This is a genomic window from Acidovorax sp. NCPPB 3576 (assembly GCF_028473605.1).
In the GTDB taxonomy this organism is placed as follows: Bacteria; Pseudomonadota; Gammaproteobacteria; order Burkholderiales; family Burkholderiaceae_C; genus Paracidovorax.
Genome location: NZ_CP097267.1, coordinates 3905866 through 3921456, shown reverse-complemented (window position 1 = coordinate 3921456; position 15591 = coordinate 3905866). Strand labels below are relative to the sequence as shown.

General features: G+C 67.6%; 2 protein-coding genes. Both read left to right on the top strand.

What is annotated here, in order from left to right:
* Positions 1-2 precede the first annotated feature (2 nt).
* Positions 3-6533: a non-ribosomal peptide synthetase gene (locus M5C98_RS17915; RefSeq protein ID WP_272548809.1), complete on the top strand. Its 6531-nt coding sequence runs from the start codon at positions 3-5 to the stop codon at positions 6531-6533.
* The gene (locus M5C98_RS17910) at positions 6533-15589 is read left to right on the top strand and encodes a non-ribosomal peptide synthetase (RefSeq protein ID WP_272548808.1); all 9057 of its coding nucleotides are present in this window, start codon (positions 6533-6535) and stop codon (positions 15587-15589) included. The genes M5C98_RS17915 and M5C98_RS17910 overlap by 1 nt, the downstream gene beginning before the upstream one ends.
* Positions 15590-15591 lie beyond the last annotated feature (2 nt).

Sequence of the window (15591 nt, the reverse complement as noted above, 5' to 3'; positions counted from 1 at the left end):
CCATGCTCGAAACCCAAGATATCTCTGCCCGCCGTGCGGGCCTGACGCCAGCGCAGCGCGCGCAACTGCAGCAGCGGCTGCGCGGCACGGTGCAGGCGGATGCGCCCGCTGGGCCGTCCCTGCAAGCCATCGGTGTGCGCAGCGCACATGGGCGAGCCGTTCTATCGGCGGCGCAGCAGCGGATGTGGTTTCTTTGGCGGCTCGATCCCGCCAGTACCGCTTATCACGTGAGCGGCGGCCTTCGCCTGACCGGCGCGCTGGATCGCCAGGCTCTCGCTGCCAGCCTGCAGGACTTGGTTGCGCGCCACGAATCGCTGCGCACGGTGTTCGTGGAGGCGGCCGATGGCAGCGCCGAGCCCAGCGTGCAGCCCGCAGCGCCGCTCGATCTGCCTTGCCTGGATTTGCGCGGTCTAACGCCCGAAGTGCTGGAAGCCCGCCGAAGCCACGCCGTGCAGGCATTGCGCAGCACGTCTTTCGATCTGGGGCAGGGGCCTTTGATGCGGGTGCTGCTGCTTCAGCGGGACACGCAGGTATTCGAGTTGTTGGTGGTGATGCACCACATCATTTCGGACGGGTGGTCGGTGCAGGTCATCCTCGACGAACTGGCCTTGCAGTATGCCGCCCGTGTACAGGGCCAGGTGCCCGCATTGCCTGCATTGCCCATCCAGTACGCCGACTATGCCGTCTGGCAGGCGCAATGGCTGGCCAGCGGCGAGAGCGAACGGCAACTGGCCTGGTGGCGCACTCAGTTGGGCGAAGAGCAACCCGCGCTGTCCCTGCCTACCGACCGCCCTCGCCGCAGCGATGGCCGTTACCGCGCCGCCCATTACCGACTGGTATTGCCCGAGGTGCTGGTGCTGGCGTTGCGGCAAGCTGCACAAGCCAAGGGCGCGACCTTGTTCATGGCGCTACTCAGTGGCTTCTTTGTGCTGCTGCAGCGCCATACCGGGCAAGCCGATATCCGTGTGGGTGTTCCGGTGGCCAATCGCAACCGGGCGGAAACGGCCGGGTTGGTGGGGTTTTTCGTCAACACCCAGGTCTTGGGAGCCCGACTGGATGGCCGCATGGATTGGGCTGCGGTGCTGGAGCAGACGCGCGATACCGCCATCGGTGCCCAGACGCACCAGGACCTGCCTTTCGAGCATTTGGTGGCTGCCTTGCGGCCCGAGCGCAGCCTGAGCACCAGCCCGTTGTTCCAGGTCATGTTCAATCATCTGCGCCGGGACCACCGCTCATTGGCCGATTGGCCTGGTGTCGCGGTGGATCGGCTTGATTTCGACGAAGAGGCGGCTCAGTTCGAGCTGACGCTGCAGACCTGTGAAACCGGAGCCGGTCAGGTGGAGGTGTCTTTCCTCTACGCCTCGGAGCTGTTCGATGCGAAGACGGTGGAGCGGATGGCGGAGCACTACGTTGCCTTGCTGCGGGCGCTGGCGGATTGTCCTGGGCAGGCGGTGGGCGATGTGGCGTTGCTGGGCGCTGCAGAGCAAGCCCAGCTGGCGGCGTGGGGCGACAACCGCCAGGGCCACGGCACGCCGGTGCCGGTACACGGGTTGTTCGAGCGCCATGCGGCTGCGCAGCCCGATGCCCCCGCTTTGGTGTTCGGCCAGGAGGCCCTGAGCTACGGCCAGCTCAACGCCCGTGCGAACCGGCTGGCGCACCGGCTGATCGAGCTGGGGGTGAAGCCCGAGACGCGGGTGGGCATCCTGGTGGAACGCAGCACCGAGATGGTCGTTGGGTTGCTGGGCATCCTGAAGGCCGGTGGGGCGTATGTACCGCTGGACCCGGAGTACCCGCAGGAGCGGCTGGCCTACATGGTGCAGGACAGCGGCATCGGCCTGCTGCTCACGCAGAGCCAGCAGCGGGGGAAGGTGCCCGAGACCGCCGGCCTGCAGGTGCTGGAGCTGGACACGGTGCAGTGGACCGACGAGCCCGAGCACGACCCCCAGGTGGCGCTGCATGGCGAGAACCTGGCCTACGTCATCTACACCTCTGGCTCCACCGGGCGGCCCAAGGGCGCCGCCATCCGCCACAGCGCGCTCCATAGCTGCATGGCCTGGATGCAGCAGACCTACGCGCTCAATGCAACCGACACCGTGCTGCACAAGGCCCCGTTCGGGTTCGACGTGTCGGTGTGGGAGACCTTCTGGCCCTTGACCACCGGCGTGCGGCTGGTCGTGGCCCAACCCGGGGACCAGAGAGACCCCGAGCGGCTCGTGCAGCTCATCCGGCAGCACCAGATCACCACCTTGAACTTCGTGCCCTCCATGCTGCAGGCCTTCCTGGCGCACGAAGGCATCGAGCACCAGACGCGGCTGCGCTACATCATCTGCGGGGGCGAGGCCATGCCTGCGGCCACCCAGGGCGAGGCGCTGCAGCGGCTGCAAGGCGCCTCGCTGCAGAACCTGTACGGCCCGACGGAAACCACCATCCACGTCACGCAGTGGCAGTGCCGGGAGGAAGGGGGCACGCAGGTGCCGATAGGTCGGCCGATCTCGGGCACGCAGGCGTGGGTGCTGGATGGCCAGCTGAACCCGGTGCCGCAGGGCGTGGCGGGGGAGCTGTACCTGGGGGGAATCAGCCTGGCGCGGGGCTACCTGGGCAGGGCGGGCCTGACGGCAGAGCGGTTCGTTGCGGGGCAGGACGGCCAGAGGCTGTACCGAACGGGAGACCTGGTGCGCTGGAATGCGCAGGGCCAGCTGGATTACCTGGGGAGGCTGGACCACCAGGTGAAGATCCGGGGGCTGCGGATCGAGCTGGGGGAGATCGAGGCGCAGTTGCTGGCGCAGGCGGAGGTGCGGGAGGCGGTGGTGGTGGAGCAGGAGGGTCGGCTGGTGGCGTACGTGGGCCTGCATGGCGAACGCGCAGAAGACAACGATCCGATCTCGATCGACGCGGCCTGGCTCAGGGAGAGGCTGGGCAAGGCACTGCCGGACTACATGGTGCCGGGGGCGGTGGTGGTGGTGCAGGGGCTGCCGCTGAATGCCAATGGCAAGGTGGACAGGAAGGCGTTGCCGAGGGCGCAGTTTGGAGGAACGCAGGGCTACGAGGCGCCGAGAGGGGAGATCGAGGAGGCGCTGGCGGGGATCTGGGTGGAGGTGCTGGGCGTGCAGCGCGTGGGGCGCAACGACCACTTCTTCGAACTGGGCGGAGATTCGATCCTGAGTCTCAAGGTATGCGCACGGGCCCGTGCGCTGGGAATGCCCCTGGGGCCACGGCAGGTGTTCGCGCACCAACGGTTGTCCGGCCTGGCCCAGGCAGTTGCTGCCGCGCAGGCGGCAACCACGTCGGCAGATCCGCAGGGGGGGCGCATCACGGCACTGAGCGCCGAAGAACGCCGCGGTCCTCTCGCGCTGTCATCTGCCCAGCTTCGCCAATGGTTCCTCTGGCAGATGGACCCGAAGAGTACGGCCTACCACATCAGTGGAGCCTTGCAATTGCAGGGCGCACTGGACAGCGAGATGCTGAGCGCGAGCTTCACCGATCTGATCGAACGGCACGAGGCCTTGCGCACCGTGTTTCGCTCGCATCCTGACGGCACGGCAGAGCAGGTGGTTCAAGCGCATTCCCGGTTCGCGCTGGAAATGACAGACCTGCGCACCGTTGCGCAGGCAGATCGGCCGCATCGTGCGCAACAGGCGGCCCAGCGCATCAGCCAAACACCCTTCGATCTCGGTACGGGGCCGTTGCTGCGGGTCGGGTTGATCCGCCTCGGCGAGCGCGAGCATTGGCTCGTCGTGGCGATGCATCACATCGTCTCCGACGGCTGGTCCATGCAGGTGCTGGTGGATGAATTCGTGGCCCGATACCGGGAACGCGTGCAAGGCCGGATGCTTCCGTTGGAACCCCTGCCCATCCAATACGCCGACTATGCGGCATGGCAACGGCAGTGGCTGGATGCGGGCGAGAAAGTTCGGCAGCTCGCGTACTGGAAAAAGCAGCTGGGCGATGAACATCCTGTGCTGCAGCTGCCCACCGACCATGTTCGTCGTGCGGACGGCCAGTACCACGCCGCGCTTTGCGAGATCGAGCTTCCCCAGTCGCTTGTCAGCACCCTGCAGCGCCGTGTGCGATCGCAGGAGGCCACGTTGTTCGTTGCCCTGCTGGCGGGTTTCCAGGCACTGCTGCATCGCCATACCGGCCTGCACGACATCCGGGTGGGCGTGCCCATTGCCAACCGCGACCGGGCCGAGACGCAGGGCTTGATCGGATTCTTCGTGAACACGCAGGTGCTGCGCGGGCAGTTCGATGGGCGTACGCCCCTCGGTGAAGTGCTGTCCGCTGCCAAACAGGCGGCCCACGGTGCCCAGGCACACCAGGACCTGCCCTTCGAGCAATTGGTGGAGGCGCTGCAGCCCGACCGCAGCCTAGGCGTCAGCCCCCTGTTCCAGGTCCTGTTCAATCACCAGCGCAATGGTTTGGATTCGTTGCGGAATTTGCCCGACCTGGTGTTGAAGGACCAGCCTTTGCTGGATGGCGCGGCGCAGTTCGAGTTGACGCTCAGTACCACGGAAGAGGCGGATGGACGGGTCCGCGCCCAGTTCATCTATGCCTCGGAGCTGTTCGATGCGAAGACAGTGGAGCGGATGGCGGAGCACTACGTTGCGTTGCTGCGGGCGCTGGCGGATTGTCCTGGGCAGGCGGTGGGCGATGTGGCGTTGCTGGGCGCTGCAGAGCAAGCCCAGCTGGCGGCGTGGGGCGACAACCGCCAGGGCCACGGCACGCCGGTGCCGGTACACGGGTTGTTCGAGCGCCATGCGGCTGCGCAGCCCGATGCCCCCGCTTTGGTGTTCGGCCAGGAGGCCCTGAGCTACGGCCAGCTCAACGCCCGTGCGAACCGGCTGGCGCACCGGCTGATCGAGCTGGGGGTGAAGCCCGAGACGCGGGTGGGCATCCTGGTGGAACGCAGCACCGAGATGGTCGTTGGGTTGCTGGGCATCCTGAAGGCCGGTGGGGCGTATGTACCGCTGGACCCGGAGTACCCGCAGGAGCGGCTGGCCTACATGGTGCAGGACAGCGGCATCGGCCTGCTGCTCACGCAGAGCCAGCAGCGGGGGAAGGTGCCCGAGACCGCCGGCCTGCAGGTGCTGGAGCTGGACACGGTGCAGTGGACCGACGAGCCCGAGCACGACCCCCAGGTGGCGCTGCATGGCGAGAACCTGGCCTACGTCATCTACACCTCTGGCTCCACCGGGCGGCCCAAGGGCGCCGCCATCCGGCATGCCGCACTGCACAACCGGCTCGCCTGGATGCAGCAGGCCTATGGGCTGAGTGGACATGACACCGTGCTGCAGAAAACCCCGTTCGGCTTCGACGTCTCGGTGTGGGAGTTCTTCTGGCCCCTGATGCAGGGCGCGAGGCTGGTGGTGGCGGGCCCGGGAGAGCACCGCGAGCCGGCCCGGCTGGCTGCGCTGATCCAGCACCATGCGGTGAGCACGGTGCATTTCGTGCCCTCCATGCTGCAGGCCTTCCTGGCCTATGACGGCGCTGCCGCCTGCACCAGCCTGCGTCGCATCGTCTGCAGCGGAGAAGCCTTGCCAGCGCAAACGCAGAACGCCGCATTGCGGCTCTGGCCCCCAGCCTCTTTGTACAACCTGTACGGCCCCACCGAAGCGGCGATCGATGTCACGCAGTGGCAGTGCCGGGATGACGGGGGCACGCAGGTGCCGATAGGGCGGCCGATCTCGGGCACGCAGGCGTGGGTGCTGGATGGCCAGCTGAACCCGGTGCCGCAGGGCGTGGCGGGGGAGCTGTACCTGGGGGGCATCAGCCTGGCGCGGGGCTATCTGGGCAGGGCGGGCCTGACGGCAGAGCGGTTCGTTGCGGGGCAGGACGGCCAGAGGCTGTACCGAACGGGAGACCTGGTGCGCTGGAATGCGCAGGGCCAGCTGGATTACCTGGGGAGGCTGGACCACCAGGTGAAGATCCGGGGGCTGCGGATCGAGCTGGGGGAGATCGAGGCGCAGTTGCTGGCGCAGGCGGAGGTGCGGGAGGCGGTGGTGGTGGAGCAGGAGGGTCGGCTGGTGGCGTACGTGGGCCTGCATGGCGAACGCGCAGAAGACAACGATCCGATCTCGATCGACGCGGCCTGGCTCAGGGAGAGGCTGGGCAAGGCACTGCCGGACTACATGGTGCCGGGGGCGGTGGTGGTGGTGCAGGGGCTGCCGCTGAATGCCAATGGCAAGGTGGACAGGAAGGCGTTGCCGAGGGCGCAGTTTGGAGGAACGCAGGGCTACGAGGCGCCGAGAGGGGAGATCGAGGAGGCGCTGGCGGGGATCTGGGTGGAGGTGCTGGGCGTGCAGCGCGTGGGGCGCAACGACCACTTCTTCGAACTGGGCGGTCACTCGCTGCTTTCCACCCGTCTGGTCGCCCGCGTGCAGGACCTGATGCACACCGAACTCACGATCCGCCAGGTCTTCCAGTCCCCGGTGCTGCGGGACATGGCTGCCTCGCTTGCGCAAACACAGGGCCACCGGCCTGGAGCTCAGGCCCTGTCGGATATCGACGCATTGATTGACAGCATGGAGACCCTCTGATGGAAGCCGTTGCCACCCGCCGCATCGCCGAACGTTTTTCGCGGTTGACCGCCGAGCAACGCCGCGTCGTCTACCAAAAAATCCGTGCAGAGGGTTTGAGCCCCAGCCAGTTCCCGATCCTGGCGCGCGATGCCGCGTTGCAAGAGCGCGCTCCGCTGTCGTATGCCCAGCTTCGCCAGTGGTTTCTTTGGCAGATGGACCCGCACAGCACGGCATACCACATCAGCGCTGCATTGCGGTTGCATGGTTCGCTGGACGAAGCCGCAGTGCAAAGCAGCTTTGCCGCGCTGGTGGAGCGCCACGAGGCGCTGCGAACGGTCTTTCGCACCGGGATGCAGGGCGAGGTGGAGCAAGTGATCGGCAACGCGATGCCGTTCGATTGGCGGGCGGTGGATCTGACGGCGCAGCCGGTGGCAATAAGGGACGCTACTGCGCTCGCCGAGGTTCAGCGCCTGTGCGACACGCCTTTCGATCTCACCACCGGGCCGCTGTTTCGCGCGGGGCTGATCCGCCTGGCACAGGACGAGCATGTGATGGTGGTGGTCATGCACCACATCGTGTCCGACGGTGCTTCGCTGCAGGTGATCGTGGACGAATTCGTTGCGCACTACCGTGCGAGCCTGTCTGGCGATTCCGGCACTTCCCCCCCTTTGCCCATCCAGTACGCGGATTACGCCGCCTGGCAAAAGCACTGGCTGGAGGCCGGCGAAATGGAGCGGCAACTGGCCTACTGGACCCAGCAGCTCGGAGGCGATCAGCCGGTGCTGCAGTTGCCGGCCGACCATGCCCGGCGGGCCGATGGCCGCTACCGCACGGCGCGGCACGGCATCGACCTGGCACCCGATCTGGCGCGGGATGTGCAACGCTGCGCTCAGGCCTGCGGCGGGACGCCGTTCATGGTGCTGCTGGCTGCATGGCAGATCCTGCTGCAGCGGTGCACGGGACAGGGCGATATCCGCGTCGGCGTGCCCCTTGCCAATCGCCACCGGGTGGAGACGGAGGGCATCGTCGGCTTCTTCGTGAATACGTTGGTGATGCGTGCCGTGATAGACGAACGCGCCAGCCTGCAGTCCGTGCTGGCCCGTGTGCAGGAGTCCGCGCTGGGAGCCCAGACGCACCAGGATCTTCCGTTCGAGCAACTGGTGCAAGCGCTGGGCGCCGACCGCAGCCTGGACCACCACCCGCTGTTCCAGGTGATGTTCAACCACCAGCGTGGCGATTTCGATGCGCTCGCCCAACTGCCTGGACTCTCGCTGCAGACCTATGAAATCGGGGGGCAGGCAGCGCAGTTCGAGCTGACGCTGGACATTCGTGAGCACGCCGATGGGCGCATCCATGCAGCGTTCAATTACGCGTCCGAACTGTTCGATCCTGGAACCATCGAGCGCATGGCCCGCCAGTACCAGACTGTTTTGCGGGCGTTGACGCAGCAGCCTGCGCAAGCGGTGGGAGAGCTGGATCTGTTGGATGCGGTGGAGCGATTGCGTGTTCAGGGGTGGGGAGAGCCTGGGGTGGTGTCTGAGCCGATGGGGGAAGGGTCCCTGCATGCGCGGATAGAGCGCCATGCGAAGGCGCACCCGGCTGCCATCGCGCTGGTGCTGGGCGATCGCCAGCTGAGCTACGGGCAGCTCAACCGCCAGGCCAACCAGCTGGCCCACCACCTCATCGGCCGCGGCGTGGGCCCGGAGGTCCGGGTGGGCCTGGCCGTGGAGCGGAGCCTGGAGACCATCGTAGGCATGCTCGCCATCCTCAAGGCCGGGGGCGCCTACGTGCCCCTGGACCCGCAATACCCGGCAGACCGCCTGGCCTACATGGCCCAGGACAGCGCCGTCGCCCTGGTGCTCACCCACAGCGCCCTGAGCGAATCGCTCGCCTGGGCCGAAGGCCTGCCCACCGTGGAGCTGGACACCCTGGATTGGCAGAGCGAGGCCGGGAGCAACCCCGGCCTTGCCGTGCACCCCGAAGGGCTCGCCTACGTCATTTACACCTCCGGCTCCACTGGGCGCCCCAAGGGCGCGCAACTGAGCCACCGCAACGCCACGCGGCTGCTGGATGCCACCCAGCCGTGGTTCCGCTTCGGGCCTGAGGACACCTGGACCCTGTTCCACTCCTACGCCTTCGACTTCTCCGTGTGGGAGATCTTCGGGGCCCTGTGCACGGGGGGGCGGCTCGTCATCGTGCCGTACTGGGTCAGCCGCTCGCCGCAGGACTTCGTGCAGCTGCTGCGCGAGCAGCAGGTCACCGTGCTCAACCAGACCCCCTCAGCCTTCGGGCAGCTCATGGAGCAGCGAGAGGCCTACGAGAGCGGGCTGGCGCTGCGCTGCGTCATCTTCGGTGGCGAAGCCCTGGAGCCGCAGCGGCTCAGGAAATGGATCGACCACTGGGGCGATGCGCAGCTGCAGCTCATCAACATGTACGGCATCACCGAGACCACCGTGCACGTCACCTACCGGCCCGTGAAGCGTGCCGACCTGGAAGCTGCGCGCAGCCCGGTGGGCGTGGCCATCCCGGACCTGGGGCTGCGCGTGCTGGACGGCTCGCTGCAGCCGGTGCCCATCGGGCTGGCGGGAGAGCTGTACGTGGCGGGCGAGGGACTGGCGCGGGGATACCTCGCGCAGGCGGCCCTCACCGCGCAGCGCTTCATCGCAGCGGAGGGAGGCCAACGGCTGTACCGCACGGGAGACCGGGTGCGCTGGAGCCAGGAAGGAGAGCTGGAATACCTGGGGCGGATCGACCACCAGGTGAAGATCCGGGGGTTCCGGATCGAGCTGGGGGAGATCGAGGCGCAGTTGCTGGCGCAGCCCGAGGTGAGGGAGGCGGTGGTGCTGGTGCAGGAGCGAGAGAGCGGGGCGAGGCTGGTGGCGTACCTGTCGCCGCAGGGGGGGCAGGGGATCGACATCGGGGAGCTGAGAAAGCGGCTGGGGCAGGCGTTGCCGGAGTACATGGTGCCGGGGGCGCTGGTGGTGGTGGGAGAGGGGTTGCCGCTGAACGGGAACGGCAAGGTGGACCGCAAGGCGCTGGGGCAGCTGGCGACGGCGGGGGCGGGGGAGCAAGAAGGCTTGGGGACGCGGGAGTACGAGCCACCGCGGGGGGAGGTGGAGCAGGCGCTGGCGCAGATCTGGGCGCAGGTGCTGGGGCTGGAGCGCGTGGGGCGCAATGACAACTTCTTCGAGATCGGGGGGCACTCCCTGGTGGCGTTGCGCATTCTTGAACAGGTGCGCCAAAAGGGCTGGCCGGTACAGGTACGCACCTTGTTCCAGCACCCGGAGCTGGCGGATTTTGCCCAGGCCCTGGTGCAGGAGCAGGCACCTCAAGAGGCCGTGGTTCCTCCCAATGGCATTCCAGCCGACGCCACGGAAATCCACCCGGAGATGCTGCCCCTCATCGCGTTGGAGGCCACGCACATCCAGCAGATTGCAGCGCAAGTACCGGGCGGCGTGCGCAACATTCAGGACATCTATCCCCTGGCGCCCTTGCAGGATGGCATGCTGTTCCACCACCGCCTGCAAAGCGAGGGCGATGCGTACATCACGCTGCATGCGCTCGGTTTCGACAGCCGGGAGCGGCTGGAGCGCTTCATCGCCAGCTTCAACCAAGTCATCGAGCGCCACGACATTCTTCGCACGGCCGTGCTGTGGGACGGCCTGCCCGAGCCCGTTCAGGTGGTGTACCGCCATGCGCCGCTGCAGTTGCAATGGCTGGATACGGCCCAAGACGACGCCGGCACCGCAGTGCTGCAGCCCGCCATCGCGGAACGGCTGGCCGCACAGGTGGACCCCGCTCGCCACCGCATCGATGTGCGCCGCGCACCCATGATCCACGCAGTGGCCGCGCACGACGCACCGGCCGACCGTTGGCTGCTGCAACTGCCCAGCCATCATCTCGTGCTGGACCACACCACACTGGAGCTGATCATCCAGGAGATCACGCTGATCCAGCAAGGCAGGTCGCATGAGTTGGGGCCTTGCGTGCCGTTCCGGCAGTTCGTGGCGCAAGCGCGCCGTGCCAACGGCCAAGCCGACCATGAGGCGTTCTTTCGCACCATGCTGGGCGATGTGGATGAGCCCACCGCACCGTTCGGACTGCACGACGTACAGGGCGATGGCACCCAGCTCGCGCAGGCAGGCCTGCTGCTGGAGGCGGGCCTGGCCTCCCGGCTGCGGGCGCAAGCCCAGCGCCACGGCGTCAGTGCGGCCACGCTGTTCCACCTGGCATGGGGAATGGTTCTGGCCCAAGCCACCGGCAAGGACGACGTGGTCTTCGGCACCGTGCTGTTCGGCCGCATGCAGGGTGGCACCGGCGCGGACCGTGCCCTGGGCCTGTTCATCAACACACTGCCCCTGCGTGTGCGGCTCGGTGCGCAAACCGTCGGCACCTGCATTGCGCAGACGCATCGCGCGCTGACCGACCTGCTGCACCACGAACATGCCAGCCTGGCCCTGGCGCAGCGCTGCAGCGCCCTCACGGGCAACACCCCGCTGTTCTCGGCATTGCTCAACTACCGCTACAGCCCGCCTGCCGAGGGGCCGCAAAGCCCCATCTGGGATGGCATGGAATGGCTTGGCAGCGAAGAGCGCACCAATTACCCGCTGGAGCTGTCGGTGGACGACCAGGGCACAGGCTTCACGCTGACGGCCAAGGTGGATCGGCGGGTCGATGCACAGCGCCTGTGCAGTTGGATGAGAACAGCCCTGGAAGGCCTGGTTGGCGCGTTGGCCACTGCGCCCGACACCCGAGTCTGTGAAGTGAAGGTGCAGGCGGATGCAGAACGCCAGCAACTCATGCAGTGGGGAACGAACGAGCGGCGATACGGTGCCTTCCTGCCCGTGCATCGCCTGTTCGAGCAGCAGGTGCAGTCCCATCCGCAATCCATCGCACTGGTGGCGGGAGGCGAGCAACTGAGCTACGACGCGCTGAACCGGCGTGCCAACCAGTTGGCGCATCGCCTGATTCGCCACGGAGTGCGCCCTGACAGCCGGGTCGGCATCGCCATGGAACGGTCCGCGGCCATGGTCGTCGCGTTGCTGGCGGTGCTCAAGGCGGGGGGGGCGTACGTCCCGCTCGACCCGCAATTGCCTGCCCAGCGGCTGGCCCACATGGTGGCCGACAGTGGCATGGGCTGGCTGCTGACCCAGCCGGACGTGCGGGCCCGCGTGCCGCATGCCGATGCCTTGCCCGTACTGGAGTACGACCCGGCCGATCTGGCGGTCGAATCCGAGCGCGATCTTTTGGTGCCACTACACGGCGATCACCTGGCCTATGTCATCTACACCTCGGGTTCCACGGGGCTGCCCAAGGGCGTGATGGTGCGGCACGAAGCCCTGGGCCATTTCCTGCGCAGCATGCAGGAGCAGCCCGGCCTGGGGGCGGACGACGTGCTGGTGGCGGCGACTTCGCTGTCCTTCGACATCGCCGCGCTGGAGGTCTATCTGCCACTCGTCACCGGTGCGCGGCTCGTGCTGGCCTCCCGCGAGGTCACGCGCGACGCCTCGGCGCTGGCCCGGTTGATCGAAGACTGCGGCGCCACCGCATTCCAGGCCACGCCCGCGGGATGGCGCTTTCTGCTGGCGAGCGGCTGGCGGCCCACGGCAGAGCGCCGTATCCGTGGCTTGTGCGGCGGCGAGGCCTTGCAGCCGGATCTGGCGCTCGCGTTGCAAAGCCTGAGGGTGGAGTTGTGGAACATGTACGGTCCCACGGAAACCACCATCTGGTCCACGGCGGGTTTGGTCGATGGCCTGCCCCGGCTGGGTCAGGCGATTGCGGCCACCGGGCTGCACGTGCTGGATGGTGCGCTGAATGAGGCACCCGCAGGGGTGTCCGGGGAGCTGTTCCTGAGCGGGGTCGGCCTGGCGCGCGGATACCAGGGCCGTGCGGGCCTGACGGCCGAGCGCTTCATCGCGGGGCATGGCGGCAAGCGTCTGTACCGCACGGGCGACCTGGTGCGATGGGGCAGCGATGGGCAACTGGAATACCTGGGGCGCATCGACCACCAGGTGAAGATTCGGGGCTACCGGATCGAACTGGGCGAAATCGAGGCGCAACTGCTTGCGCAGCCTGAAGTACGCGAAGCCGTCGTGGTCGCGCGGGAGAGCGCGGCCGGCGCCACGCTGCTGGCCTATGTGGTGGGGCCCACCGGACAGACCGTCGATCCGGATTCGTTGGTGGCGCAGTTGGCGGCCACCCTGCCCAGCTACATGGTGCCCGCCGCGGTGGTGGTGCTGCCGGCGCTGCCGCTGAACAGCAACGGCAAGGTGGATCGCAAAGCGCTCCCGGACCCCGGCGCAGCGCCCGCCCGAGACCTGGAGCCCCCACAAGGGCCCTACGAAGAGGCCCTGGCCGCCATGTGGTCCGAGCTGCTGGGCGTGACCCAAGTGGGGCGGCGCGATCATTTCTTCGAGCTCGGCGGCCATTCGCTGCTGGCGGCGCAGCTCGCCTCGCGGGTGCGGCAGGCCTACGGCGTGGACCTGGCCTTGCGCCGCATTTTCGAGCAACCCGTGCTGCAGGCAATGGCGAGCGGCATCCGCGTGGCGCATGGCAGCGGGCGCGTTGTGCCCAGCGGGCCGGCCCTGGCGCCGGTGGCGCGCCGCGCGAACATGCCGCTGTCCCCGGCCCAGCAGCGCCTGTGGCTGGTGGACCGGTTGCCTGGCGCCTCATCGAAGAACACGGCTTACAACGTGAGCGCCGCACTGACGCTCACCGGAGCGCTGCACATCGATGCCTTGCAGGGCGCCCTGGACACCATCGTGGCCCGCCACGAAGTGCTGCGAACCCGCTACGGCCAGGACGACGACGGCGAGCCGGTCGCACACATCCTGCCAGCCAACCCGCTCACCGTGCCCATGCAGGATCTGTCGGGCCTCGACGACACGGCGCAACGTGCCGCCGTGCAGGCAGCGCTGGCCGCCCATGCGGGGGCACCGTTCGACCTGTCGTCCGGTCCGGTGTTCGCCGCGGCCCTTTTGCGGCTGGACGGCGATCGGCACATGCTGCTGCTGTGCGTGCACCACATCGCGTTCGACGGCTGGTCCGAAGCGGTTTTCGTGAAGGAGTTCGTGGCCTTGTACGCCGCGTTGAAAGACCGCCGTCCGTCACCGCTGCCGCCGCTTGCGCTCCAGTACGCCGACTATGCCGACTGGCACCACCGCCGGCTCGCCGAAGGCCGCACCGGCGCGCCAGACTTCTGGCGCAGCTATCTGGCCGGTGTGCCAGCGCTGTCTTCGCCCCGGCCGGACCACGAACGGCCGGCCGTGGCTTCGACCGAAGGCGGCTCGGTCCGCCTGCGCATTCCCAAGGAATGTGCCGATGCCCTGGGCGCCCTGGCCCTGCGGGAGCGCACGACGCTTTTCACGCTGCTGCTGGCCGCGTTCGAATGGCAGTTGCACCGGCAGACCGGCTTGAACGATCTGGTCATCGGCACCGACGTCGCGGGGCGCAATCATCCTGATCTGGAAGGCCTCATCGGTTTCTTCGTCAACGTGCTGCCGCTGCGCTCGCGCATGGAGCCGGGGCTGAACTTCCTGCAGTGGCTGGCGCGCACCAAGGACAGCACGCTTTCCGCCTTCGAGCACCAGGACATGCCCCTGGACCAGATCGTGGAGTTGGCCGGCCTGCCCCGAACGCGCCAGCACAACCCGCTGGTGCAGGTGCTGTTCGTTCTGCAGAACGTGCCGCAAAGCCGATTCGACTTGCCGGACCTTGCCATCGAAGTGGCGACGCAGCCGGTGGCCACCTCCAAGTTCGACCTGGGGGTCTTCGTGGTCGAAGACGCCCAGGGCCTGGGCGTCGAATGGGTCTATGCCAGGCGCCTGTACCGCGAAGAAACCATCGCGCGCGCCAGCGACGCCTGGGCCAGCCTGCTACAGCAAGTGGCTGCCACGCCCGACGCGCCCCTTGATCGCTTTGTCCTTCCTCTTTTTCAGGAGCCCTCAATGATGCCGTCTTCGTCGCTTGCGCCGAGCAAGCTGGAAAAACTCAAGAAATTCACCGGCAAAGGGCGGCCCGCCTCGGAGGTTGCCGCGCGCTCGCCCGTGCGCATGTCCTTCCTGTCGGCGCAGCGGGAGTTTCCGCTGGTGATCGAGGCCACGGGCAGCGACCTCGATCCGGTCGCCTGGGCGCGGGAGCAGCGCGGCTTCATCGAGTCCATGCTGCGCAAGCACGGCGGGCTGCTGCTGCGCAACCTGGGCTTGAAGAGTCCGCAGGACTTCGAAGCGTTCGCCGAGACCATCGAGCCCGAGCTGTACGGCAGCTATGGCGATCTGCCCAAGAAGGAAGGCGGCCGCAACACCTATCGCTCCACGCCGTACCCCGAGCGCCAGATGATCCTGTTCCACAACGAAAGCTCGCACCTGGAGCGCTGGCCCCGCAAGCAGTGGTTCTTCTGCGAGCTGCCGTCGCCCGTGGGCGGCGCGACGCCCATCGTCGATTGCCGCGAGATGCTGCGCCGCTTGCCGGCGGACCTAGTGGACGAGTTCGAGCGCAAGGAACTGCTTTACCTGCGCACCTTCACGCCGGGCCTGGATGTGAGCTGGCAGGACTTCTACAAGACCGACCGCAGGGACGCGGTGGAGAGCCGCCTGGCTGCCGCCGGAATCGAATGGCGCTGGCTGGACGGCGACACGCTGCAGACCCGCACGCGCTGCCCGGCGGTGATGGCCCACCCGATCACCGGCGAGCGGGTGTTCTTCAACCAGGTGCAACTGCACCACGTGAGCTGCCTGGAGCCCGAGGTGCGGGAAGACCTGCTCGCCATGGTCGGGATGGACCGGATGCCGCGGCATGTCTGCTACGGCGATGGCTCTCCGATCAGCGACGAGACGATGGCGCTGGTGGGCGAGGCCTATGAAGCCTGTGCCGTGCGATTCGACTGGCGCCAGGGCGATGTGGTGATGCTGGACAACATGCTGGCCGCCCACGCCCGGGACCCCTACGAAGGCCCGAGAAAGATCGTCGTGGCCATGGGCGCCATGTACGACCGGGCTGCATTGCAGGCCTTGCCGCCCGAACGCATGGATGCGCTGTCCGCCGCCCTTTCCGTTCCTTCACCGTTGCCAAGCTGAAA